Below are 23,192 nucleotides of genomic sequence, written 5' to 3' on the forward strand. Positions count from 1 at the left end.
AATTCCCCAACGACCGCAGCTGGCGCCGCTGAACGGGCAGCGGGCCGGCCCGCTACAGCCCCAGGGCGTCGCTGATGTCCTCGCGGATCAGCTCGATGGTTCCGGCGGCCTCCGCCCGGGCCTGCTCCAGCAGGTCGGCCGCCGGGACCGGACGGACCACCTCGATGTAGCACTTGAGCTTCGGCTCGGTGCCGCTGGGACGGACGATCACGCGGGAGTCGTCCCGGGTCAGGTACAGCAACCCGTCGGTGGGCGGCAGCCCGGCGGCGCCGTCGGACAGGTCGACGGCGGAGGCCACCGGCGAGCCGCCGAAGGACTCCGGCGGGCTGTCCCGCAGGCGCTTCATCATCGCGTCCAGCAGGTCGAGGCTGTCCACCCGGATGGAGAGCTGGTCGGTGGCGTGGATGCCGTGGGCCAGCGCCAGCTCGTCCAGGTCCGCGTGCAGGCTCCGGCCTGCCGCCAGGGCATCCGCGGCCAGCTCCGCCACCAGCAGTGCCGCGGAGATCCCGTCCTTGTCCGCCACCAGGTGCGGGGCCACGCAGTAGCCGAGCGCCTCCTCGTAGCCGTATTCCAGGCCCGGGACCCGTGCGATCCACTTGAAACCGGTCAGGGTCTGCACGTGCCCGATCCCCGCGGCCCCGGCCATCCTGCCCAGCAGCCGGGAGGACACGACCGAGCTGGCAAAGACCGGCTCTTCCGCCTCCGCGGTGCCGGCGGCCCGCAGCCGGGCCAGCATGTGGGCCCCGAGCAGGGCGCCGGTCTCGTCGCCGCGCAGCACCGACCACTTGCCGGTCTCCGGCGCCTTCAGGGCCACGGCAAGGCGGTCCGCGTCCGGGTCGTTGGCCAGCACGATGTCCGCATCCAGTTCCCCGGCGGCGGCCAGGGCCAGGTCCAGGGCGCCGGGCTCCTCCGGATTGGGGAAGGCCACGGTGGGGAAGTCCGGGTCCGGCGCCGCCTGGGCCCGGACCAGGTGCACGTCCGTGAAGCCCGCCCGGCGCAGCACGGCCAGGGCCGCGGGTCCGCCGACGCCGTGCAGCGGCGTGAGCACGATCTTCAGCCTCCGGTGGGGGAACACGTCCGGCCGGGCCAGCCCGGCCACCGCCTCCACGTAGGCGTCCTCCACGGAGCCGGGCCGGCCGGAGGCCGGCAGCACCTCCCAGCCGGAGCCGGCGAGCCGGATGGTGTCCAGCGCCGGCGCGTAGTCGATGCGCTCCGCGATGGCGGCGTCGTACGGCGGCACGATCTGCGCGCCGCGGCCGTCGCCGGGAACGGCGCGGCCGCCCAGGTAGACCTTGTAGCCGTTGTCCTGCGGCGGGTTGTGGCTGGCGGTGACCATCACGCCGCCGTCGCAGTCCAGGGACCGGACCGCGTAGGCAAGCACCGGCGTCGGCAGGGCCGCGGGCAGCAGGAACGTCTGCACGCCCAGGGCGGTCAGGACCGCCGCGGATTCGGCGGCGAACACCTCGGAGTTGTGCCGGGCGTCGAAGCCGACCACCACGCGCGGCCGGTAGCTGCCGGCGGCCGTGTCCAGCAGGAACCGTCCCAGTCCGGCGGCCGTGCGCCTGACCACCACGCGGTTCATCCGGGCCGGACCGGCGCCGAGGGGGGCCCGCAGCCCGGCCGTGCCGAAGGCCAGCGGGCCGGCGAAGCGGTCCGCCAGTTCGGCCCGCGCGGCGGCTCCGGACTGGCTGTCCTCGGCAGCCCGGTCCAGCAGCCCGCGCAGTTCGGCGGCGGTCTGCGGGTCCGGGTCTTCGGCCAGCCATGCCTCGGCGGCGGCCAGCTGCTCGCGGGGGAGGGGGACCGGGGAGAACGGGGAAGAACTCATCGAAACTACCTGCCGTGGGTCGGTGCCGGCTGCTCCGGCGGGAAGGAACGGGGCCGGGGGAAGGCGCGGCGCGCTAGAGCTTGGCGATGATTCCGGCCAGCAGCCTGGAAATGCGCGGGCCCGCCGCCGCGCCGGCTGCGAGGACCTCCTCGTGGCTGAGCGGCTCCGGGCTGATGCCGGCGGCCAGGTTGGTGACCAGCGAGATGCCGAAAACCTCCATGCCGGCATGCCGGGCGGCGATCGCTTCCAGCGCGGTGGACATCCCCACCAAATCGGCGCCGATCCGCCGGGCGTACCGGACCTCGGCGGGGGTTTCGTAGTGCGGGCCGGCGAACTGGGCGTAGACGCCCTCGTCCAGGCTGGGGTCCACTTCCCGGGCGATCGCCCGGATCCGGGCCGAATACAGGTCCGTCAGGTCCACGAACGTGGCACCCTCCAGCGGGGAGGCTGCCGTCAGGTTGATGTGGTCGCTGATCAGCACCGGGGTTCCTGCCGGCCAGGCGGGGTCCAGGCCCCCGCAGCCATTGGTCAGCACCAGGGTCCGGCAGCCGGCGGCCGCAGCGGTCCGCACGCCGTGGACGACGGCGCGGACCCCCCTGCCCTCGTAGTAATGGGTGCGCGCCCCCAGGACCAGGACCCGCTTGCCGTCCGGGGCGAGCACGGAGCGGATGGTGCCGGCATGGCCGGCGACGGCGGGGGCAGTGAATCCGGGAACCTCGGCCGCGGGCAGCGAGTGCGTGGTTTCGCCAATCAGTCCGGCTGCCCCGCCCCACCCGGAACCAAGGACCAGGGCCACGTCGTGGCCGGCGGCTCGGGTCTGCGCGGCAATGAAGGCGGCGGCCTCGGCGGCCAGGTCGAATGGGTCATCAGTCACAGCACCTAACCTACCTGCTGGATCTGGCTGCCGACAGAACCGCCGGCCCTGCCCGTCCCGGCCGTGCGCCGGGTTGAGGCGCCTTGCGGCATACGACAGAATGAACAGGTGACGACACAAATAGACTTCAGTGCCCCGCGTTTTGTGATTCTGGGTGGAGGCCCCGGCGGCTACGAAGCCGCCATGGTGGCCAATTCGCTCGGGGCCAAGGTGACCGTCATCGAACGCCAGGGACTGGGCGGCTCCGCGGTGCTGACCGACGTCGTACCCTCCAAGACCCTGATCGCCACCGCCGACGCCATGCGGCGGGTGGCCGGTGCCCACGACCTCGGCGTGCGGTTCGACGCCGAGGCCAAGGCGGCCTATGCCGACATGCGCACGGTCCACGAGCGCCTGCTCAAGCTGGCCGAAAGCCAGTCCGCCGATATCCGCCACGGGCTCGAACGCGCCGGAGTGAAGATCATCATCGGCCAGGGCCGCTTCGTTGATGCCAACACGCTGACCGTGTCCACCGAGGACGGCGAGCAGACCGTGGAGGCCGACGCCGTCCTGGTCGCCACCGGCGCCACGCCGCGCGAACTGCCCTCGGCCAAGCCGGACGGGGAGCGGATCTTCAACTGGACCCAGGTCTACAACATGACCGAGGTGCCCGAGCACCTGATCGTGATCGGCTCGGGCGTCACGGGCGCCGAGTTCGCCTCCGCCTACCGCATGCTCGGGACCCGGGTCACCCTGGTCTCCTCCCGCGACCGGGTGCTGCCGGGGGAGGACGCGGACGCGGCCCAGGTGCTCGAGGATGTCTTCGCCCGCAGCGGCATGACCGTGCTGTCCAAGTCGCGGGCCGAGGCCGTGGACCGCACCGCCGGCGGCGTGCGGGTGACCCTCTCGGACGGACGGACCGTGGACGGCTCGCACTGCCTAGTGGCGGTCGGGTCCATCCCCAACACCGCCGGCATCGGCCTGGAGAAGGCCGGGGTGGCAGTGGCCGAGAGCGGGCACATCAAGGTCGACGGCGTCTCGCGCACCACGGCGCCGAACATCTATGCCGCCGGCGACTGCACCGGCGTGCTCGCCCTGGCCTCGGTGGCCGCCATGCAGGGACGCATTGCGGTGGCGCACCTGCTCGGGGACAAGGTCACCCCGCTGAAGCTGAAGCGGGTCGCCTCCAACATCTTCACCAGCCCCGAGATCGCCACGGTGGGCGTGACCGAGGAGGAAGTCGCGGCCGGCAAGTACCAGGGCGACATCATCAAGCTGTCCCTGACCACCAACCCGCGGGCCAAGATGATGAACGTGACCGAAGGCTTCGTGAAGATCATCGCGCGCCGCGGCTCGGGCACGGTGATCGGCGGCGTGGTGGTGGCTCCGCGGGCCTCCGAACTGATCTTCCCGATCGCCATTGCCGTCACCCAGAAGCTGCATGTGGACGACGTCGCCAACACCTTCACCGTCTACCCGTCCCTGACCGGTTCCATCTCCGAGGCCGCCCGGCGCCTGCACGTGCACCTTTAGCCGCCGGCGGCACGGCGGGCTGCACCGGTTCGGGCATCTCCCCGCGCTAGAATGCGAAGTATTCAGGCTGGTGAATCGTTGAGGGGTTCACCGGTGCTCAGCTAGCGTGTCCAGCGTATTGCCATGATGGGGGAATTAATGGCCGGCCAGCGGGTTGCCGTGGTGGTGGAGGATGACGCGGATATCCGCGACCTGGTGTCCGTGGTCCTGTCGAGCTCCGGCTTCGAGGTCCACACCGCGCCCACCGGCGCGGCAGGCCTTGCCGCGGTGCGCGAGCGCAACCCGGCCATCATCACGCTGGACCTGAGCCTGCCCGACATCGACGGGTTCGAGGTGGCCCGGCAGGTGCGGCAGTTCAGCGACGCGTACATCATCATGCTCACCGCCCGCGCGGAGGAACTGGACACCCTGCTGGGGCTCGAGTCCGGCGCGGATGACTACCTGACCAAGCCGTTCAGGCCGCGCGAGCTCCGGGCACGGGTGACGGCCATGCTGCGCCGTCCCCGGAACGGACAGCCGGAGGCACCCGGCCAAGGTACTGCCCCGGTTCCGGCCGCAGCTGGTCCCGCCAGGCCGGCAGGAGCGGTGCCCGCGGCGGGGACGGTGCCCGCGGCAGGGGAGGCCGGCGGCCGGACGCTGCCGCCCGAGGCGGCCGGGGCGCCGGGAGCAGCTGCCGGGCAGCAGGACGGGGTGCTGGAACACAACGGCCTGACCATCAACCGGCGCAGCCGGCGGGCCACCATCGGCGGCACCACGGTGGACCTGACCCGCACCGAGTTCGACCTGCTGGACGCGCTGATGGAAGGAGGCCGGGTAGTCCGGACCACTGCGGAGCTGGCCCGGCGGGTCAAGGTGGATTCCTACGACGGCGGGGCCTACGGCAGCGCGGTGAACGTGCGCACCATCGACGTGCACATGGCCAACCTCCGGCGCAAGCTCGGCGAAGACCCGGTGCTGCCGCGCTGGATCAAGACCGTCGGCGGCGTCGGCTACTGCCTGGCCCCCCGGCAGGGCTGACCGGGGGACCGCTACCGGGCCGGCAGGTGCTTGCCCTGGCTGTTCCAGACCAGGGTCCGGCCCAGTGCACGGGTGGGCATTTCGGTGAACGACGGCGGAACCGGCGCGGCGATCTGCTGAGTATCCGGCCACTGCCCGTCCCCGGGGGAGTCCAGCAGTTCCGGGTCCATGTTGAAGATCACCGCCCAGGTATCGATCCCGGCGGAGAACCGGGCCAGGATCCGGTCGATCAGGACCAGTTCCAGGCCGGTGCCTTCGGCAATCGGGGCCACCTTGATATCCGCGAAGGCGATCAGCCGGTGCACCTCGCGGCCGCGCAGCACGCCGTGCTCGCCGATGGCTTCGGTGGCCGCGATGGAGGCGATGGCGTAGTCCTCGGACATCGCCTCCAGGGCAGCCTGCGGGTCCGTGGGGTGGACGACGCAGAACTCGGTGCTCGCCAGCCCCTCGGCCGGGGCGGTCAGGTCCGAGCGCGAGAGCCGCGACCACCAGCCCTGGACCAGGGCCACGTCCGGTTCGCCGCCGCCGGCCTCGGCCATGTCGCTGGCGATGTAGCTGACGGTCAGGAACTCGTCCTCGGTTTCGAACGGAAGCATCTGCGCAGGTTCCGCTACTTGCCCAGGCCGGCCCGCCGCAGGGCCTCGGCCATGGCGGTATCGGCCGGCGGCTGGCTGCGCTGGCCGGAGCGGGCGGGACGGCTGCCGCGCGCCTGGCCGCGGGCCGCTGCCGGGCCCGGCCGGGCCGGAGTGTTTTCCCGGGGCGCGCCCGACTTGCCGCCAAGGGTGCGGCCGGCCAGCCGCGGCGCGGCGTCGTCGTCCAGGCGCAGGGTCAGCGAGATCCGCTTGCGCTCCGGATCGGCCTCCAGGACCTTGACCTTGACCACCTGGCCGGACCTGACCACCTCGTGCGGGTCGGCAACAAACTTGTCCGACATGGCCGAGATGTGCACCAGCCCGTCCTGGTGCACGCCGACATCGACGAAGGCCCCGAAGGCGGCGACATTGGTCACCGTGCCCTCGAGGATCATGCCGGGCACCAGGTCGGAGATCTTTTCCACGCCGTCGGAAAAGGAGGCCGTGGTGAAGTTCGGGCGCGGGTCGCGGCCGGGCTTTTCCAGCTCGGCCATGATGTCACGCACGGTCGGCACGCCGAAGGTGCCATCGACGAAGGCCTGCGGATCAAGGCTGGCCAGCGAGCCCACCCCCTGCCGCACATCCGCCGCCGCGGCCCCGGCCGCGGCCAGGATCCGCCGGGCCACCGGGTAGGCCTCGGGGTGCACGCTGGAGGCGTCCAGCGGCTCGGCGCCGCCGGTAATGCGCAGGAAGCCGGCGCACTGCTCGAAGGCTTTGGCGCCCAGGCGCGGCACCTTCTTCAGGTCGCTGCGCCGGGCGAACGGGCCGTTGGCGTTGCGGTAGGCGACGATGTTCCCGCTCAGCAGGGGGCCTACGCCGGCCACCCGGGCCAGCAGCGACGGCGAGGCGGTGTTCACATCCACCCCGACGGCGTTGACACAGTCCTCGACCACCGCGTCCAGGGAGCGCTCCAGCTTCGCTGCCGTGACGTCGTGCTGGTACTGGCCGACGCCGATGGACTTCGGGTCGATCTTCACCAGTTCGGCCAGCGGGTCCTGCAGCCGGCGGGCGATGGACACGGCCCCGCGCAGCGACACATCCAGCTCCGGCAGCTCGGCCGAGGCCAGCGCCGAGGCGGAGTAGACCGAGGCGCCGGCCTCGGAGACCACCAGCTTCTGCAGCTTCCGTTGCTGTCCCACCAGCCGGATCAGCTCGGAGGCCAGCTTGTCGGTTTCCCGCGAGGCGGTGCCGTTGCCGATGGCGACCAGTTCGACGCCGTGCCGGTCCACGAGCCGGGCCAGCGAGGCCAGGGCCTCGTCCCACTTCCGGGCCGGGGCGTGCGGGTAGATGGTGTCAGTGGCGACCACCTTGCCGGTGCCGTCCACGACGGCAACCTTGACGCCCGTGCGCAGCCCGGGGTCCAGGCCCAGCGTGGCCCGGTTGCCCGCCGGCGCCGCCAGCAGCACATCGCGCAGGTTCGCGGCGAAGACACGGACGGCCTCGTCCTCGGCCTCGGCGAACAGGCGCACGCGCAGGTCGATGGCGAGCTTGACCAGGATGCGCCGCCAGCCCAGCTGCGCCGTCTGGTACAGCCAGGCATCGGCGGGCCGGCCGCGGTTGGCCACGCCGAGCCGGGCGGCCACGGAGTTCTCGTAGCCGGCGCGGGCCGCCTTGAGTTCCTCGGCGTCGTCCGGGTCGGCCTCGGCCAGGCCCAGGTCCAGGACGCCTTCCTTCTCGCCGCGCAGCAGGGCCAGCACCCGGTGCGAGGGCAGCCCGTTGGGGACCTGGGCGAAATCGAAGTAGTCGGCGAACTTCTGGCCCTCGGCCTCCTTGCCCTCGCATACCCGGGCGCGGAGCACTCCCTTGGTCCAGAGCCGTTCGCGCAAGTCGGAGACCAGGTCCGGATCCTGGCTGACGCGCTCGACCAGGATGGCCCGTGCGCCGGCCAGCGCCGCCGCGGCGTCGGGAACCTTGCGGTCCGGGTTCAGGTAGGCGGCGGCGGCGGTTTCCGGGTCCAGCTGCGGATCGGCCAGCAGCGCCTCGGCCAGCGGCTCGAGGCCGGCTTCGCGGGCCAGCTGGGCCTTGGTGCGCCGGGTGGACTTGAACGGCAGGTAGATGTCCTCGAGCCGGGCCTTGGTGCCGGCCGTCTTGATCGCCGCCTCGAGGTCGGCGGTGAGCTTGCCCTGCCCGGCCACGCTCTCCAGGATGGCGCGGCGGCGGTCTTCGAGCTCGCGCAGGTAGCGCAGCCGTTCCTGGAGTTCGCGCAGCTGCGCATCGTCCAGGGTGCCGGTGGCTTCCTTGCGGTACCGGGCGATGAATGGAACCGTGGCGCCGCCGTCGAGCAGTTCCACGGCGGCCTTGACCTGCCAGGCGGCGACGCTGAGTTCGGCGGCGAGCTGGGCATGGATGCGGGCGTTGAGTGCTTCGGCGGCGCTAGTGTCGGTCACCCGATCTATTTTGCCGCATCGGGCCCGTTCCCCGGTGCCTGCCCCGGCGCGCCGTGCGGGTAATAGAAGCCGTAGTCGTCGTACGGGTCCCGCCAGGCGGACTCATCGCGGCTGATCCGGCGCACCGCCGAGGCCGGCACCCAGGCCGTGCGCATGGACCCGTCGCCGTCGACCCACTTGACCTGGACCTCAGTGCGCGTCCAGGCGATGGCCTTGCCGTCCACGCTCCGGGCGCCGATCCGGGCGCGTACATAGGGCTCGCGGCGGTACGGCTCGCGGGTGACGCGGGAATCATGGCTCACCGCACCATCCTTCCATGCAGTCCGCGTGGCGTTCCATAGCAGAACTGTCCACATAATGGAACAAATGTCCGGATCGCGGATAGCCCAGATTACAATCGACGTAACAATCATTCCCCGGGCCGGGCTTCGCCCTGCCTCCGGTTACAGCGAAAGCCGAACCTTATGCCTAAATCCGCACCGCTTGCCACGGGTGCACCGGCCGCTCCGGTGAACACCCGCGGCCGCGTAATCTTCGCCAGCCTCATTGGCACCACCATCGAGTTCTACGACTTCTACGCCTACGCGACCGCCTCCGTACTGGTCTTCCCGGCGCTGTTCTTCCCGAACGCGAGCAATATCAACGCGATCCTCAGCGCGTTCGCGATCTTCGGCGTCGCCTTCGTGGCCCGCCCGGTCGGTTCCGTGCTCTTCGGCCACTATGGCGACAAGCTGGGCCGCAAGGGGACGCTGGTCGCCTCGCTGCTGACCATGGGTATCGCCACCTTCCTGATCGGCTTCCTGCCGCCGGCCACCGGCGCCTTCGTGGTGCTGGCACCGCTGATGCTGGTGCTGCTGCGCTTTGCCCAGGGCCTGGCCCTCGGCGGCGAATGGTCCGGCGCGGCACTGCTGGCCACGGAGAACGCCCCGGCCAACCGGCGCGCCATCTACGGCACGTTCCCGCAGCTCGGTGCCCCGATCGGCTTCATCATTGCCAACCTGATCTTCGTGGGCCTGCAGCTGGGCCTGACCCCCGAGCAGTTCATGGCCTGGGGCTGGCGCGTGCCGTTCGTGCTCTCCGCCGTCATGGTCGCGGTGGGCCTGTGGGTGCGCCTGAAGCTGGTCGAGTCGGTGTCCTTCCAGAAGGTTGTGGAGCAGGACAAGGTCGAGAAGTCCCCGTTCCGGGCCACCATGCGCAACCACTGGCGCCCGGTGCTGGCCGGCACCTTCATCATGCTCGCCACCTACGTGCTCTTCTACCTGATGACCTCGTTCACGCTGACCTACGGCACCGCCCCGGCCACCGTGGAGCAGGCCGCTGCTGCTGCCGCGGCCAAGGGCAAGGAATTCAACCCGGCCAGCTTCGTCCCGGGCCTGGGCATCGACCGCCCCGAGTTCCTGACCATGCTGATCATCGGCGTCGTCTTCTTCGGCATCTTCACCGTGGTCTCCGGCCCGCTGGCGGAGAAGTTCGGCCGGCGCAAGTTCCTGATCTGGGTGACGCTGGGCATCCTGGTCTTCGGCGCCGCCTGGACCCTCATGTTCGGCCCGGGCCAGGCCGCGGCCATGACCGGCCTGATTATCGGCTTCGCCCTGATGGGCCTGACCTTCGGCCCGATGGCTGCGATCCTGCCCGAGCTCTTCCCCGCGAACGTGCGCTACACCGGCTCGGCCGTCGCCTACAACCTCTCCTCGGTGATCGGCGCGGCCCCGGCTTCCTTCGTGGCGATTGCGCTGTGGCAGGCCGGCGGCGGCAGCACCGTGTGGGTCGGCGTGTACCTGGCCCTCGGCGCGGTGCTGACCCTGGTGGCGCTGTTCCTGACCGCGGAGACCCGCGACAGGGACTACGAGAACAACGTGGCCTGACGTTTTCTGCAGCCGGACGGCACACGGAAGGGCGGCACCTGCGGGTGCCGCCCTTCCGGTGTCTCTGCCGGCCGGAGTCAGACGGTCCGGCGGCTGCGGGTGAAGAAGCCCCAGATCAGCAGGACGATGACCGCCCCGACAATGGCGACGAGCCAGGTCTGGATGCTCCAGAATTCCTCCAGGCCGACACCGAACACGGCGCTGCCTATCCAGCCGCCCAGCAGGGCGCCGACGACGCCCAGGACCAAGGTGGACAGCCAGCCCCCGGGCTGGTCGCCGGGAATGATGAGCTTGGCAATGGCGCCTGCGATGAGTCCGAGAATGAGAAAAGCAATGATACCCATGATGCGCATCTCCTTTTCGATGACCGTAGTTCGCCGGCAGGTGCCTGATACTTCCTCCTCGCACGATCGCTCACGGACCAGCCGGTACCACTAAGCATACTTACCAAGCGCGTATCCGCCAGTCTCGGAACCGGTCGCTGAGGTTAAGACCCGGTTACGATTCCGGGTGCGAACCCCCGGTTGGTTCCGGTTAAACGCGCCGGTCCCCGCAGCTGAGGCTGCGGGGACCGGTAAGCCGGAGCCGGTCAGTCCTCGATGGTCGCCAGCACGGCGCCGGCGGTGACGGTATCGCCGGGCCGGGCGCGCAGGCCGGACACGGTGCCGGATTTGTGGGCGGTCAGCGGCTGCTCCATCTTCATGGCCTCGAGGACGACGACGAGGTCGCCTTCGGAGACCAGGTCACCGTCGCTGACGGCCACCTTGACGATCGTGCCCTGCATCGGCGAGGTCAAGTCGTCCCCGCCGGCAGCGGCCGTGCCGCCGGGGGCCGTGCGGCCGCGGGCGCGCTTGGGCTTGCCGTTGGTGCGCACCGGCCCGGCCGCGCCCAGCCCTGCGGGCAGGACCACTTCCAGGCGCCTGCCGCCGACCTCGACCGTGACCCGCTGGCGTCCGGCGTCCTCGCCGGCAGCGGCGGCCTCGGCGGCGTCGAACGCGGGAATGTCATTGATGAATTCGGTTTCGATCCAGCGCGTATGCACGGTGAACGGACCTTCGGCCGGGGCGAAGGCAGGGTCCGTGACCACCGAGCGGTGGAAGGGCAGCACGGTGGGCATGCCGCCGATCTCCATCTCGTCCAGGGCGCGCCGGGCCCGTTCCAGGGCCTGCCGGCGGGTGCTGCCGGTGACGATGAGCTTGGCCAGCATGGAGTCGAAGTTGCCGCCGACGACCTCGCCGGCTTCGATGCCCGAATCCACCCGGACGCCGGGACCGGAGGGCAGCCTGAAGGTGGAGACGGTGCCCGGGGCGGGCATGAAATTGCGGCCGGCGTCCTCGCCGTTGATGCGGAACTCGATGGAGTGGCCGCGGATTTCCGGGTCCGGATAGCCCAGTTCCTCGCCGCGGGCCAGCCGGAACTGCTCGCGGACCAGGTCGATCCCGGTGACTTCCTCGGATACCGGGTGCTCCACCTGCAGCCGGGTGTTGACCTCCAGGAAGGAAATCGTGCCGTCCCGGCCGACCAGGAACTCGCAGGTGCCGGCGCCCTGGTAGCCGGCCTCGCGCAGGATGGCCTTGGAGGATTCGTAGAGCCGGCGGTTCTGCTCCTCGGTCAGGAACGGGGCCGGGGCTTCCTCGACCAGCTTCTGGTTGCGCCGCTGCAGCGAGCAGTCGCGGGTGGAGACGACGACGACGTTGCCGTGCGCGTCGGCCAGGCATTGGGTCTCCACGTGGCGGGGAGCGTCCAGGAAACGCTCGACGAAGCACTCGCCGCGCCCGAACGCTGCCGTCGCCTCGCGCACGGCCGACTCGTAGGCCTCGGCCACCTGCTCCCGGTCCCGGACCACCTTGATGCCGCGTCCGCCGCCGCCGTAGGCTGCCTTGATGGCCAAGGGCAGGCCGTAGCTGTCGGCGAAATCCAGCACTTCCTGGACGTCCTTGACCGGGTCCGGGGTGCCGGGCACCAGCGGGGCGCCGACCTTGTCGGCGATATGCCGGGCCTGCACCTTGTCGCCGAGCATGGCGATTGCTTCAGGGGGCGGGCCGATCCAGACCAGGCCGGCGCCGATGACCTTGGCCGCGAACTCGGCGTTCTCGGAGAGGAAGCCGTAGCCGGGATGGACGGCGTCCGCGCCGGCGGCCTCGGCCACCTGGAGCAGTTTGTCCATCACCAGGTAGGACTCGGCGGCCGTGCTGCCGCCGAGGGCGAAGGCCTCGTCGGCCAGGCGCACGTGCAGCGCGTCCCGGTCCGGATCCGCATAGACGGCCACTGTGGCGATGCCTTCGTCCCGCGCGGCGCGGATGACGCGGACCGCAATCTCACCACGGTTGGCGATGAGGACCTTGGTGATGCTCTTGGTCATTTCTTCTGGCTCCTTCTATCCCCTCGGAGCCTAACGCGATTTTGCGGTTTTCGCCTATCAACGGTGCCTTGGTCGGGTGAAGCGGCCAGGTTTTTTGTAGGTGTCCTACAAACGCGGTCACCGGGAGACCTTGCCCATCAGGGCAGCCACCGGACGCAGGAAGAGCGGCCGGGCCAGGAACCACGCAGCGGCCGTGACGGCCAGGGAGGCGGCGAAGAGCCAGAATCCGAGCCAGCCGCCGTCGTCGCGCGCCGCGTACATGTGGTTGAGGTTGCGCAGCGCCCCGGTGGCAAAGACCAGGACCACATGGACCACGGTGAAGGCCACGAAGTAGACCATCACCGGGTAGTGGACGGCCCGGGCGGCTTCGATCGGAAAGACCCGGTTGAGCCGGCCGGCGCGCTTGGGCCACGACGGCGAGATCCTCAGTCCGCTGGCGACCGCGAGCGGGGCCGCGATGAAGACCGTGGCGAAGTAGGCCAGCAGCTGCAGGCTGTTGTAGCTGATCCAGCCGTTCTCGGTGGGCCAGTCCAGCGAGGCGTACTGCAGGGCCGCGGACAGGGCGTTGGGGAAGACGTCCCAGCTGGTGGGCACGATGCGCATCCACTGCCCGGTGGCCAGCAGCAGGACGGCGAAGATGATCCCGTTGAGCACCCAGAGGACATCCAGGACCAGATGGAACCACAGTTCCAGGCTGATCTTCTGCGGCGGATTCTTCGTCCGGACCAGGCCCTTGTTGTTGCGCGTCCAGTACGTTTTCGGCCGCGCGGTGGTACGTACCTGCCAGCCGGTGCGGATGATCAGCACGAGGAAGAACGCATTGAGGAAATGCTGCCAGCCCAGCCAGGCGGGCAGGCCTGCCGGTGCTGCCTCGGGCAGCCGGGAGTGGCCGGGATAGGCGGCCAGGAAGCCCTGGACGGCCGGCAGGGTCCGCAGCCACATGGCCAGCAGCACCACGGCCAGCATGGCGAGCACTGTCAGGACGGCGGCTGCGGCCGGCTTGAACCACTTGCTGCCGGTCACCGCGGAGGTTTTCGCCGAAGCTGGCATCTGATCCATCCCCCTTGCCCATCCCGATTGCTGCCGCCTGGTCGGGGAGTTCCCGGATGACGACCACCTTGGATGGCAGGGGCGGCGGAAGTCAAGCCCTGGCGCAGCCGGAGGCGCGCGGTAGGGCTGCGGCAGGGCTGCCGCTGCTTCTTGCTACTCCCAGAGGTCGGTGATCCGCACGTGCGCGCTGGCCAGCAGCTTGCGCAGCGTGGACACGGACAGCCCGATGACGGCGTGCGGATCGCCGTCGACCCGCTCGATGAAGGCCCCGCCGCGGGAATCGATGGTGAAGGAGCCGGCCACCTGCAGCGGTTCGCCGGTGGCAATGTAGGCCTCGATCTCGGCATCGGTGAGCTGGGCGAAGTACACGCCGGCCGAGGCCACCGCGCCGACGGTGGCGCCGGAGCCGGCGGCGCCGTCGTCCTCCGCCTCGGTGTCGCGGCAGTCCACCAGCCAGTGGCCGGTGTGCAGCACGCCGTGGCGCCCGCTCATGCGGCGGATCCGCTCGCGCGCGACCTCGGCCTCGTACGGCTTGCCGTGCGGTTCGCCGTCGAGTTCGAAGACCGAGTCGCAGCCGAGGACCAGGGCGCCTTCGGCCTCCGGCAGCGCGGCCACGGCCTCGGCCTTGGCCCGGGCAAGCAGCAGCGCCGTGTCGTGCGGATCGGTGATGCCGTAGCGGGCGGTGACGGCATCCTCGTCGACGTCGGAAACCAGCACCGTGTGGGCAATGCGCGCATCCTGGAGGAGCTTGGCGCGGGCGGGGGAGGCAGAGGCAAGGATCAGTCGCAGTTCACTCACGCTGTTAACCCTAGTGGCTGACCCCGGCGGCAGGCCGTGGCCAAGTTGTGATCCGGCCGTCATCTAATGATGACTTGTCAACTATGTGCCGCGCGGGCCGTAGGATGGGTCGGGAAATATCCGGCAGGATTGGTGGCCCCGGCCAGGTCCACGCGCCCGGCCGGATGGGGCCGGTGCACCGTTGGGGGGTGCACCGGTCCCGCTCTCTTTAACGGGCTGCTTAAACGGGCTGCGGCCCCGGGATTCCCCGGGGCCGCAGCCCGCTGGTGCCGGACCGGTCAGGCCCGCGCCGGCTCCGGGACGCCCGCTGCCGGGGCGGCGGCGGCGGTATCTGCGCTGTCGTCGGCGAAGGGATCGGCGGAACGGCGGGCGTTGTAAAGCGGGAGGTCCAGGATGCCCTGCCGCTTGGCGACGATGGTCGGGACCAGGGTCTGGCCGGCCACGTTCACCGCGGTGCGGCCCATGTCCAGGATCGGGTCGATGGCCAGCAGCAGGCCCACGCCCTCCAGCGGCAGGCCCAGGGTGGACAGGGTCAGGGTCAGCATGACGGTGGCCCCGGTGGTGCCCGCGGTGGCGGCGGAGCCGAGCACCGAGACAATGACGATCAGCAGGTAGTCCACGACGTCCAGCGGCACGCCGAAGAACTGTGCCACGAAGATCGCTGCCACAGCCGGGTAGATCGAGGCGCAGCCGTCCATCTTGGTGGTCGAGCCCAGCGGCACGGCGAAGGAGGCGTAGGCCCGCGGGACGCCGAGGTTGCGCTCGGTGACCCGCTGGGTCAGCGGCAGGGTGCCCATCGAGGAGCGCGAGACGAACGCCAGTTGGATCGCCGGCCAGGCTCCGGAGAACCACTGCCGGACGGCAAGTCCGTGGGCCTTGGCCAGCACCGGGTAGACCACGAACAGCACCAGCAGCAGGCCGGCGTAGACCGACACCGTGAACATGCCCAGGGACCCGATGGTCTCCCAGCCGTAGGTGGCCACCGCCTTGCCGATCAGGCCTACGGTACCGACCGGGGCAATCCGGATGATCCACCACAGCACCTTCTGGATGACCGCCAGCGCCGAGGCGTTCAGGGCCAGGAACGGTTCGGCCGGCTTGCCCAGCTTCAGCGCGGCAATGCCCACGGCTACCGCGATGACCAGGATCTGCAGCACGTTGAAGCTCAGGCTGGTGGTGAGCGCGCCGGTGTCGGCCGTCTTGGTGGCGGCTTCAATGCCGAGGAAATTGGACGGGACGAGGCCGGTCAGGAAGGCCCACCAGTCGCCGGTGCGGCCGCTGTATTCGGCCGGGGACGTGGGGGCATCCGTGGCGCCCGGCTGCAGCAGCACGCCCAGGCCGATGCCGATCAGCACGCTGGCGAAGGCGGTGATGGCAAACCAGAGCAGGGTCTGCCAGGCCAGCCGGGCGGCGTTGGAGACCGCGCGCAGGTTCGCCACGGAACTGACGACGGCGGTGAAGATCAGCGGGGCGACGGCGGCTTTGAGCAGCGAAACGTAGCTGGCGCCGATGGTGGTCAGGGTCTGGGCGAGCCAGTTCGCCTGCCCTTCGGCGGGTTCGCCCATGGACCTGGCCCAGAGGCCGAGGGCGAGGCCGGCCACAAGGGCGGCGATGATCTGCGGGCCGAAGGAGCGGGCCCAGCCGGGCAGTTTCCTGCCCTTGCTCTGTGCGGTGGTAGCTGTAGTCACTCCATGACGGTAGTGAGTGGCCCATAGCAGGGAGAAACCAATATTGAGAAATGTTTCGCGCTGCCCGGCGCCGTCATTATCCGCAATCCCCGATTTGCCCTTGTCGGCGCGGCGCGGCCGGTTTATTCCCACCCCGGATGTGACGAACGGCTCGCCCCGGCCGCGGCGCGACGCCTCTGCCACCGGCCCTTGGCGCCGGCGGCGGCGGGAGCATGTATCCCGTCTGGGAGGATCCCGCCGCGGCGGAGGAAAACGTCGCCTTTGCCCGGAACGCCGACGCCGCCATGAAGCGCCGGGCTGCCGGGCGCGTGTACCCGAACTTCATCGGGGACGAGGGCCCGGCCCGGATCGCGGAGGCGTTCGGGCCGGAGAAGTTCCGGCGGCTGCGCCGGCTCAAGGGCGTGGGGGACCCGGACAATGTCTTCCGGCACAACCACAAGATTCCGCCGCTCTGACCGGGCCGCTGCCCGCCCGGGCGGGCAGCGGGCTCAGTCCCCGAGCAGGGCGCGGCGCAGCGTGTCCAGGCCCACCGAGCCCAGGTTCAGGGCCCGCGTGTGGAAGGCCTTGACGTCGAACCCGTCCGGGTCGCGGCGGTGCAGTTCGTCCCGGATCTGCTCCCACAGGCGCTGGCCGAGCTTGTAGGACGGTGCCTGGCCGGGCCAGCCCAGGTAGCGGGTGAACTCGAACTTCAGCTGGGCCTCGCTGATGGCAATGTTCCGGCGCAGGAACCCGTACCCCTTCTCCGGGGTCCAGGTTCCGGTGCCCCAGCGGGCCGGCATGGGCAGCTGCAGGTGCACGCCAATGTCGAAGACCACGCGGGCGGCGCGCATGCGCTGGGCGTCCAGCATGCCCATCCGGTCCCCGGGGTCGGCGAGGAAGCCGAGCTCGTCCATCAGCCGCTCCGCATACAGGGCCCAGCCCTCGCCGTGCCCGGAGACCCAGCAGATGTTGCGGCGCCACTCGTTGAGGGTGTCCCGGCGGTAGGTGGCGGTGGCAATCTGCAGGTGGTGCCCCGGTACGCCCTCGTGGTAGACGGTGGTGGTTTCCTTCCAGGTAGTGAAGGTGTCCTCGCCTTCGGGCACCGACCACCACATGCGCCCGGGCCGGGAGAAGTCCTCCGAGGGCCCGGTGTAGTAGATGCCGCCCTCGTGGGTGGGAGCGATCAGGCATTCCAGCCGGCGCATCGGCTCATGGATCTCGAAGTGGGTGCCGGCCAGGGCCGCGATTGCGGCGTCGGAGAGTTCCTGCATCCACGCCTGCAGGGCGCCGGTGCCGTGCAGGCGGCGGGACTGGTCGGCGTCGAGCAGGGCCATGGCCTCCTCGATCGTGGCGCCGGGCCGGATCTGCCCGGCCACTGCTTCCTGTTCGGCGATGATCCGGTCCAGTTCCTCGATGCCCCAGTGGTAGGTCTCGTCGAGGTCGACGGCGGCGCCGAGGAACTGCCGGGACATCAGCGCGTACCGTTCGCGCCCGACGGCGTCTTCCTCCGGCGCGGCCGGCAGCAGCTCGTCCCGCAGGAAAGACGCCAGCGACAGGTACGCCTCCGAGGCGGTGCGTGCCGCGGATTCGAGGGCGGCACGCAGCTGCGGCGGCAGGTCGCCGTCGCCGGCCCGGGCGCCGGCGGCGAAGGTGCGGAAGAAGCCGTCACCGGCGGCATAGGCGGTGGCCTGTTCGATCACCGCCCGGATCTGCCGGACGGCGGCGACCAGGCCGCGGTCCCGGGCCGCGCGCAGCGAGGCGATGTAGCCGCCGACGGCCTCCGGGACATTGGCCATCCGCCCGGCGATGTTCTCCCAGTCGCCGGTGGTGGCGGCGGGCATCAGGTCGAAGACGGCGCGGATGCCCTGGGCCGGCGAGGCGATGTTGTTCAGCTCGGCCAGGTTCCAGCCGGTGCCGTGGATTTCCAGGTCCAGTCCCAGGCGCTCGCGCATCGCGTCCAGCGTCACGCGGTCCACGTCGTCGGCCGGCTCCAGGCCGTCCAGCCGGGCCAGGGCCTGCCGGGCGGCTGCGGCAAAGGCCTCCACGCCGGCAGGGGAGTAGTCGTCGTATTCGGTGTCGCGGCCGGGAATGCCCAGGCTGGTGGCCAGCGTCGGGCTCAGCTCCAGCAGCCGCCGGGTGTAGCCGTTGGCGGCCTCGTCGATGGCGGACGGCACCCGGGCCGCAGCCTGGGCGCCGGAGGAGGTTTCGGTCGGCTGGTTGCTCACGCGTCGAGGCTACCGGAAAAAGGCGGCTCCGCCAGCCAGGGACTGTCCGCCTGCAGCGGGCAGCCAAGGGCCCCGCTGCGAGCGAAGCGAGTAGCGGGAGGCTGCGAAGCGTTAGCGGTAGCTGTGCCGCCAGGCGCCGGGGCCGAACGGCACCACCGGGCGCAGCAGTTCGCGCCGGCGCGGGCGCGGACGCCGGCCCGGGACCTGGGTGCCGGAGTCCGCACCGGCGCCGCCGGCGGACTGCAGGGCCAGGATGACGGCGGTCAGGGCCGCCAGTTCGTCGGGCGCCGGGTTGCCCTTGGCGACCGTGAGCAGCGGGGTTTCCTGGTCTTCGCGGTTCGTGGTCATAGCGGGATGTTTCCGTGCTTCTTGTGCGGCATGGCGGCGCGCTTGTCGCGCAGGGCGCGCAAGCCGCGGACGATCTGCACCCGGGTATCGGCCGGGGCGATCACCGCGTCCACGTAGCCCAGCTCGGCGGCCTGGTAGGGGTTGAGCAGTTCTTCCTCGTAGCGGGCAATGATCTCCCGGCGGCGGGCCTCGACGTCGCCGCCGTCCGCCTCCACCGCGGCCAGTTCGCGGCGGTAGAGGATATTGACCGCGCCCTGGGCGCCCATGACGCCGATCTGCGCGGTGGGCCAGGCCAGGTTCAGGTCCGCGCCAAGCTTCTTCGAGCCCATCACGATGTACGCGCCGCCGTAGGCCTTGCGCGTGATCACCGTCAGCTTCGGCACGGTGGCCTCGGCGTAGGCATAGAGCAGCTTCGCGCCGCGGCGGATGATCCCGTTGAACTCCTGGTCCTTGCCGGGCAGGAAGCCGGGGACATCCACCAGGGTCAGGATCGGGATGTTGAAGGCGTCGCAGTGGCGCACGAAGCGTGCTGCCTTCTCCGAGGCGTTGATGTCCAGGGTGCCGGCGAACTGCATCGGCTGGTTGGCCACCACGCCCACGGTCGCCCCTTCCACGCGCCCGTAGCCGATGATCACGTTGGGGGCGTACAGGGCCTGCATCTCCAGGAAGTGGCCGTCGTCGACTATGTGCTCGATGACGGTGCGCATGTCGTAGGGCTGGTTGGCCGAATCCGGGATCAGGTCGTCCAGCAGCAGGTCGCCGGGGGTGACCTCGAGCTGCTCCTGGAAGTCCATCCGCGGCGCCTCGGAGAGATTGTTCGAGGGCAGGAACTCCAGCAGGTCGCGGACGAACTCGATGGCGTCCTTCTCGTCCGCGGCCAGGTAGGTGGCGGTGCCGGTAGTGGCGTTGTGCTGCCGCGCCCCGCCCAGGGTCTCCATGTCCACTTCCTCCCCGGTGACCGTCTTGATCACGTCCGGGCCGGTAATGAACATGTGCGAGGTCTTGTCCACCATGACCACGTAGTCGGTCAGGGCCGGGGAGTAGGCGGCGCCGCCGGCGCACGGACCCATGATCAGCGAGATCTGCGGGACGACGCCGGAGGCGGCCACGTTGTTGCGGAAAATGTCCGCGAACATGGCCAGCGAGGCGACCCCTTCCTGGATGCGCGCGCCGCCGCCGTCGTTGATGCCGATCACGGGGCAGCCGTTGCGCAGCGCGAATTCCTGCACCTTGACGATCTTCTCGCCGTTGACCTGGCTCAGCGACCCGCCGTAGACGGAGAAGTCCTGGCTGTACAGCCCCACCAGCCGGCCATCCACCGTGCCGTAGCCGGAGACCACGCCATCGCCCAGCGGCTTCTTCTTCTCCATGCCGAACGCGGTGGAGCGGTGGGTGGCGAGGGCGTCGAATTCCACGAAGGAGCCCGCATCCACCAGCAGTTCGATCCGCTCGCGGGCGGTGTGCTTGCCGCGGGCATGCTGCTTGGCGACCGCCTCGGGACCTGACGGCTCCAGGGACCGTGCCTGCCGGCGGCGGAAGTCCGCGATCTTGCCGGCAGTGGTCTGAAGATCAAGTTCTTGATCGAGGCTCATATATTCTCCGGATTCTGCAGCTGGCGAGGGGCCGAACGCGGGCGCCGGCTGGTCGGGGGACCAAAATACATAGGTTTAAGTAGGGTTCGCACAAAAATGCCGGTGGTCCAGGCATCGTAGGTCCCAGTCTAGTGAGGATGGATGCGGCAACCGCTGTAGGGATCCTACAATTTCCCCGGAGGAGCTTTTGCCTGCGGCCCGGGCCGGGCGCGCCGGAGGTCTCCGGTGCGGCGGGGGTGTCCGGTGCGGCAGTGCTCAGTAGGATGGATGCCATGAGCCAGAGTTTTCCCGACGTCGACCGTCCCGCCCTGGACCTGGACGGGCTCAGCGACGCCGTCTGCGCACCGCTGGGCCCGTACCGGCGGCTGGAGCTGGTCGAGTCCACCGGTTCCACCAATGCGGATCTGGCCGCCAAGGCGGGCGCGGACAAGGTCGGCTGGTCCGACTTGAGCATCCTCGCCGCCGAGGAGCAGACCGCCGGCAAGGGCCGGCTGGACCGCGAATGGACGGCCCCCGCCCGGTCCTCGGTGATCGTCAGCGTGCTGCTGCGCCCGCACAACCGTGCCGGCATGCCGCTGCCGACGCAGAGCTACGCCTGGTGCTCGCTGGTGGCCGCGCTGGCCCTGGCCGAGGCGCTCGGCGACCATGCCAAGCTCCGGGCCGTGGTGAAGTGGCCCAACGACGTGCTGGTCAACGGCCGGAAGATTTCCGGGATCCTGGCCCAGATGGTCACCTATCCGGACGGCACGCCGCCGGCCGTCGTCGTCGGCACCGGACTGAACGTCACGCTCGGCAAGGACGAACTGCCGGTGCCCACCGCCACGTCCGTGGCGCTGGAGAAGGGTGCGACGACGGACCGCACCGTCCTGCTGATGTCCTACCTGCGGATCTTTGCCCAGCGCTACCGGCAGTTCTGCGACGTCAACGGCAAGGCGGACGCCGAATGGCCGGACGGGACCAGCCTGATGTCCCGGCTGGAGCAGGTGATGGTCACCCTGGGCCAGCAGGTGCGGGCCCAGCTGCCCGGCGGCTCGGAGATCGTCGGCCAGGCCGTCGGCCTGGACAGCTACGGAGCGCTGCGGGTGCGCGCCGGGGACGGCACCGAACACGTGGTCGCCGCCGGCGACGTCGTGCACCTGCGCCCCGACGAAGGATCCTGATTTGCCAGCTGTTGCCCGGGTTTCCGGGCCGCTCCCGGAGGGCGGCCGTGTCCGGTGGTGCCGGTGCGCCTGAAGCTCTGGCCGGGGGAGCAGGTCATCGTGGCCACGCGCCCGCAGGCGCGCTCCCTGTTCTGGCCGTTCCTGGCGCTGCTGCTGGTGCTGCTGGCCGCCGGCTTCGGCGCCGGCCGGCTGACCCGCGGGCAGCACATCGACTGGGTGGCCCAGTGGCAGCCGGTCCTGCAGGCAGCGCTGCTGGCCGCGGCCGTGCTGCTGGCCCTGCGGCTGTTCGTGGTGCCGCTGCTGCGCTGGTGCTCCACCCGGTACGTGCTGACCAACCAGCGGCTGCTGGTGCGGCGCGGCTGGGGCCGGCGCAGCGAGCAGGAGACGCCGCTGGCGGGCATCTATGCGGTGCACGCCGAACAGTCCCTGCTGCAGCGGATGCTGCGCAGCGGCAACCTGCGTGCCGACGCGGGACCGGGCCGGTCCACCCGGCTGGTGGACGTGCCCGAGGTGCACCGCTTCCGGACGCTGGTGGCCCGGGCCATCGAGCAGCTGCCCGCTGCCTGGCCGGGGGAGCGGCCCCAGGGCCCGGACGGCACCGGGCACGGCACGGCGCAGGACACAGGCTTCTACGCTGGGTAGAAACTGACGGTACGACCGGTAGATTGGTAACAACCGGATCACGACGGCAGAAGGGATGGCAGGTGTTGAGCAGCGGCGGACAGGACGAACGGCCCGGAGGTTTCGAGGAACCGGAGCCGATGACCCTGTCCATGCCCCGGATCATCCCGCACGCAGAGCTGGCGGCCGTCCGCCAGGACCTGCGCGAGGATCCCCAGCCGGACAAGGTGGACCGGCACGCCGTGCGCGACCTGGAGGTCCGGCTGCTGGGCGGGGAGCGGACGCTCAAGCGCCGCGAGGTCGCCGCTGCCGCCGGGGTATCCCTGCTCTCGGCCCGCAAGCTCTGGCGGGCCCTGGGCTTTGCGAATCTCGGCGACGAGGACGTGGCCTTCACCCCGGCGGACATCGAGGCACTGACCACCATCATCAACCTGGTCCGCGAGGAACGGCTGACCGAGGAGGCGGCCATCTCCATTACCCGGTCGATCGGCCAGATGACCGACCGCATGGTGGTGTGGCAGGTGGAGGCAGTCGTGGAGGAAATGGTGCACCAGCTGGGCATCACCGATGCCCAGGCGCGCAAGCGGCTGGTCACCGAACTGCCGAACCTGATCGACCCGCTCGAACGGGTGCTGCTGTATTCTTACCGCCGCCAGCTCAACGCGGCGGTGTCCCGGCTGACGGTGCGGGCCGAGGCCGGGCTGGGGACCGAGGCCGGGGAGGACGATGACAGTTCGCTGCCGCTGCTGCGCGCCGTCGGCTTCGCCGACCTGGTCTCCTACACCAGCCTGTCCCGGCAGATGAACGAGAAGACCCTGGCCCAGCTGGTCCAGCGCTTCGAGCACCGGTGCGCGGAAATCATCTCCGTGGGCGGCGGCCGGCTGGTCAAGACCATCGGCGACGAAGTGCTCTTCATTGCCTCGACGCCGCAGGCCGGGGCCGAGATTTCGCTGGCCCTGGCCAAGGCGATCGGTGACGACGATCTGCTGCCCTCGGCGCGCGTGGCGATGGTCTGGGGCGGGATCCTCTCCCGGCTCGGGGACATTTACGGGCCCACGGTCAACCTGGCGGCCCGGCTCACGGCCCTGGCCGAGCCCGGCACGGTGCTGCTCGATTCCAGCACCGCCGCCACGCTGGCCGGGGACGAGCGCTTCGTGCTCATGCCCCAGAAGGTGCGCACCGTGCGCGGCTTCGGCGAGATCCATCCGGTGACCCTGGCCCGTGGCCGCGGCACCGGCCTGGTGGTGGACTAGGCAG

20 protein-coding genes are annotated in these 23,192 nt (G+C 70.5%); 7 read left to right on the forward strand and 13 right to left on the reverse strand.

The features are described 5' to 3' along the window. Nucleotides 1–52: 52 nt before the first annotated feature. The gene (locus tag HGG74_RS02160) at nt 53–1,825 is read right to left on the reverse strand and encodes a phospho-sugar mutase (protein WP_168484675.1); all 1,773 of its coding nucleotides are present in this window, start codon (nt 1,823–1,825) and stop codon (nt 53–55) included. 73 nt (nt 1,826–1,898) lie between these two features. Then, complete coding sequence (locus HGG74_RS02165; RefSeq protein WP_168484676.1) at nt 1,899–2,699, reverse strand: purine-nucleoside phosphorylase; 801 nt, start codon at nt 2,697–2,699, stop codon at nt 1,899–1,901. 108 nt (nt 2,700–2,807) lie between these two features. Here HGG74_RS02165 and HGG74_RS02170 point away from each other — a divergent pair, with 108 nt between their 5' ends. Then, a complete protein-coding gene (locus HGG74_RS02170; protein ID WP_168484677.1) occupies nt 2,808–4,211 on the forward strand; it encodes an NAD(P)H-quinone dehydrogenase in 1,404 nt (467 codons plus the stop codon). 138 nt (nt 4,212–4,349) lie between these two features. Continuing rightward, complete coding sequence (locus tag HGG74_RS02175; RefSeq protein WP_168484756.1) at nt 4,350–5,228, forward strand: response regulator transcription factor; 879 nt, start codon at nt 4,350–4,352, stop codon at nt 5,226–5,228. Nucleotides 5,229–5,239: 11 nt separating this feature from the next. Here the strand turns inward: HGG74_RS02175 and HGG74_RS02180 are convergent, their stop codons facing one another. Genes HGG74_RS02180 through HGG74_RS02190 form a run of 3 tightly spaced genes read right to left on the reverse strand, consistent with a single transcriptional unit; the run spans nt 5,240 to nt 8,549 of the window. Beyond that, the gene (locus tag HGG74_RS02180) at nt 5,240–5,824 is read right to left on the reverse strand and encodes a hypothetical protein (RefSeq protein ID WP_168484678.1); all 585 of its coding nucleotides are present in this window, start codon (nt 5,822–5,824) and stop codon (nt 5,240–5,242) included. A 14-nt stretch (nt 5,825–5,838) separates the two neighbouring features. After that, the gene (locus tag HGG74_RS02185) at nt 5,839–8,247 is read right to left on the reverse strand and encodes a Tex family protein (RefSeq protein ID WP_312856703.1); all 2,409 of its coding nucleotides are present in this window, start codon (nt 8,245–8,247) and stop codon (nt 5,839–5,841) included. A 5-nt stretch (nt 8,248–8,252) separates the two neighbouring features. Next, the gene (locus tag HGG74_RS02190) at nt 8,253–8,549 is read right to left on the reverse strand and encodes a hypothetical protein (RefSeq protein ID WP_168484679.1); all 297 of its coding nucleotides are present in this window, start codon (nt 8,547–8,549) and stop codon (nt 8,253–8,255) included. Between the two features lie 162 nt (nt 8,550–8,711). Here HGG74_RS02190 and HGG74_RS02195 point away from each other — a divergent pair, with 162 nt between their 5' ends. Further along, the gene (locus HGG74_RS02195) at nt 8,712–10,112 is read left to right on the forward strand and encodes an MFS transporter (protein ID WP_168484680.1); all 1,401 of its coding nucleotides are present in this window, start codon (nt 8,712–8,714) and stop codon (nt 10,110–10,112) included. A gap of 77 nt (nt 10,113–10,189) precedes the next feature. On the opposite strand, the gene HGG74_RS02200 is transcribed toward HGG74_RS02195, so the two are convergent. The 5 genes from HGG74_RS02200 to HGG74_RS02220 form a co-directional block, all read right to left on the reverse strand. Beyond that, complete coding sequence (locus HGG74_RS02200) at nt 10,190–10,456, reverse strand: GlsB/YeaQ/YmgE family stress response membrane protein (protein ID WP_168484681.1); 267 nt, start codon at nt 10,454–10,456, stop codon at nt 10,190–10,192. Between the two features lie 245 nt (nt 10,457–10,701). Continuing rightward, nucleotides 10,702–12,474 (reverse strand): acetyl/propionyl/methylcrotonyl-CoA carboxylase subunit alpha, encoded by a 1,773-nt coding sequence (locus tag HGG74_RS02205; protein WP_168484682.1) that lies wholly within the window; start codon nt 12,472–12,474, stop codon nt 10,702–10,704. A gap of 117 nt (nt 12,475–12,591) precedes the next feature. After that, nucleotides 12,592–13,524: a cytochrome b/b6 domain-containing protein gene (locus HGG74_RS02210; RefSeq protein WP_168484683.1), complete on the reverse strand. Its 933-nt coding sequence runs from the start codon at nt 13,522–13,524 to the stop codon at nt 12,592–12,594. A gap of 153 nt (nt 13,525–13,677) precedes the next feature. After that, the gene (locus HGG74_RS02215) at nt 13,678–14,322 is read right to left on the reverse strand and encodes a Maf family protein (protein WP_312856704.1); all 645 of its coding nucleotides are present in this window, start codon (nt 14,320–14,322) and stop codon (nt 13,678–13,680) included. Nucleotides 14,323–14,600: 278 nt separating this feature from the next. Beyond that, a complete protein-coding gene (locus HGG74_RS02220) occupies nt 14,601–16,010 on the reverse strand; it encodes a dicarboxylate/amino acid:cation symporter (protein WP_168484685.1) in 1,410 nt (469 codons plus the stop codon). Nucleotides 16,011–16,222: 212 nt separating this feature from the next. Here HGG74_RS02220 and HGG74_RS02225 point away from each other — a divergent pair, with 212 nt between their 5' ends. After that, on the forward strand, nt 16,223–16,465 hold the full coding sequence (locus tag HGG74_RS02225) for a BBE domain-containing protein (protein WP_168484686.1): 243 nt from the start codon (nt 16,223–16,225) through the stop codon (nt 16,463–16,465). Nucleotides 16,466–16,498: 33 nt separating this feature from the next. On the opposite strand, the gene HGG74_RS02230 is transcribed toward HGG74_RS02225, so the two are convergent. The 3 genes from HGG74_RS02230 to HGG74_RS02240 form a co-directional block, all read right to left on the reverse strand. Beyond that, nucleotides 16,499–18,214, reverse strand: a complete 1,716-nt coding sequence (locus HGG74_RS02230; protein ID WP_168484687.1) for a DUF885 domain-containing protein — start codon at nt 18,212–18,214, stop codon at nt 16,499–16,501. A 111-nt stretch (nt 18,215–18,325) separates the two neighbouring features. Continuing rightward, the gene (locus tag HGG74_RS02235) at nt 18,326–18,562 is read right to left on the reverse strand and encodes an acyl-CoA carboxylase subunit epsilon (protein ID WP_168484688.1); all 237 of its coding nucleotides are present in this window, start codon (nt 18,560–18,562) and stop codon (nt 18,326–18,328) included. Beyond that, nucleotides 18,559–20,154, reverse strand: coding sequence for an acyl-CoA carboxylase subunit beta (locus HGG74_RS02240; RefSeq protein WP_168484689.1), 1,596 nt, complete (start codon nt 20,152–20,154; stop codon nt 18,559–18,561). The genes HGG74_RS02235 and HGG74_RS02240 overlap by 4 nt, the downstream gene beginning before the upstream one ends. Nucleotides 20,155–20,426: 272 nt before the next feature. On the opposite strand from HGG74_RS02240, the gene HGG74_RS02245 reads away from it, so the two are divergent. The 3 genes from HGG74_RS02245 (at nt 20,427) to HGG74_RS02255 (ending at nt 23,188) form a co-directional block, all read left to right on the forward strand. Further along, a complete protein-coding gene (locus HGG74_RS02245; protein ID WP_168484690.1) occupies nt 20,427–21,314 on the forward strand; it encodes a biotin--[acetyl-CoA-carboxylase] ligase in 888 nt (295 codons plus the stop codon). Between the two features lie 63 nt (nt 21,315–21,377). Then, on the forward strand, nt 21,378–21,956 hold the full coding sequence (locus HGG74_RS02250; RefSeq protein WP_168484691.1) for a PH domain-containing protein: 579 nt from the start codon (nt 21,378–21,380) through the stop codon (nt 21,954–21,956). A gap of 119 nt (nt 21,957–22,075) precedes the next feature. Further along, nucleotides 22,076–23,188, forward strand: coding sequence for an adenylate/guanylate cyclase domain-containing protein (locus HGG74_RS02255; RefSeq protein WP_168484758.1), 1,113 nt, complete (start codon nt 22,076–22,078; stop codon nt 23,186–23,188). Nucleotides 23,189–23,192: the final 4 nt, after the last annotated feature.

The sequence above is a fragment of the Arthrobacter mobilis genome (assembly GCF_012395835.1).
Classification (GTDB): domain Bacteria; phylum Actinomycetota; class Actinomycetes; order Actinomycetales; family Micrococcaceae; genus Crystallibacter; species Crystallibacter mobilis.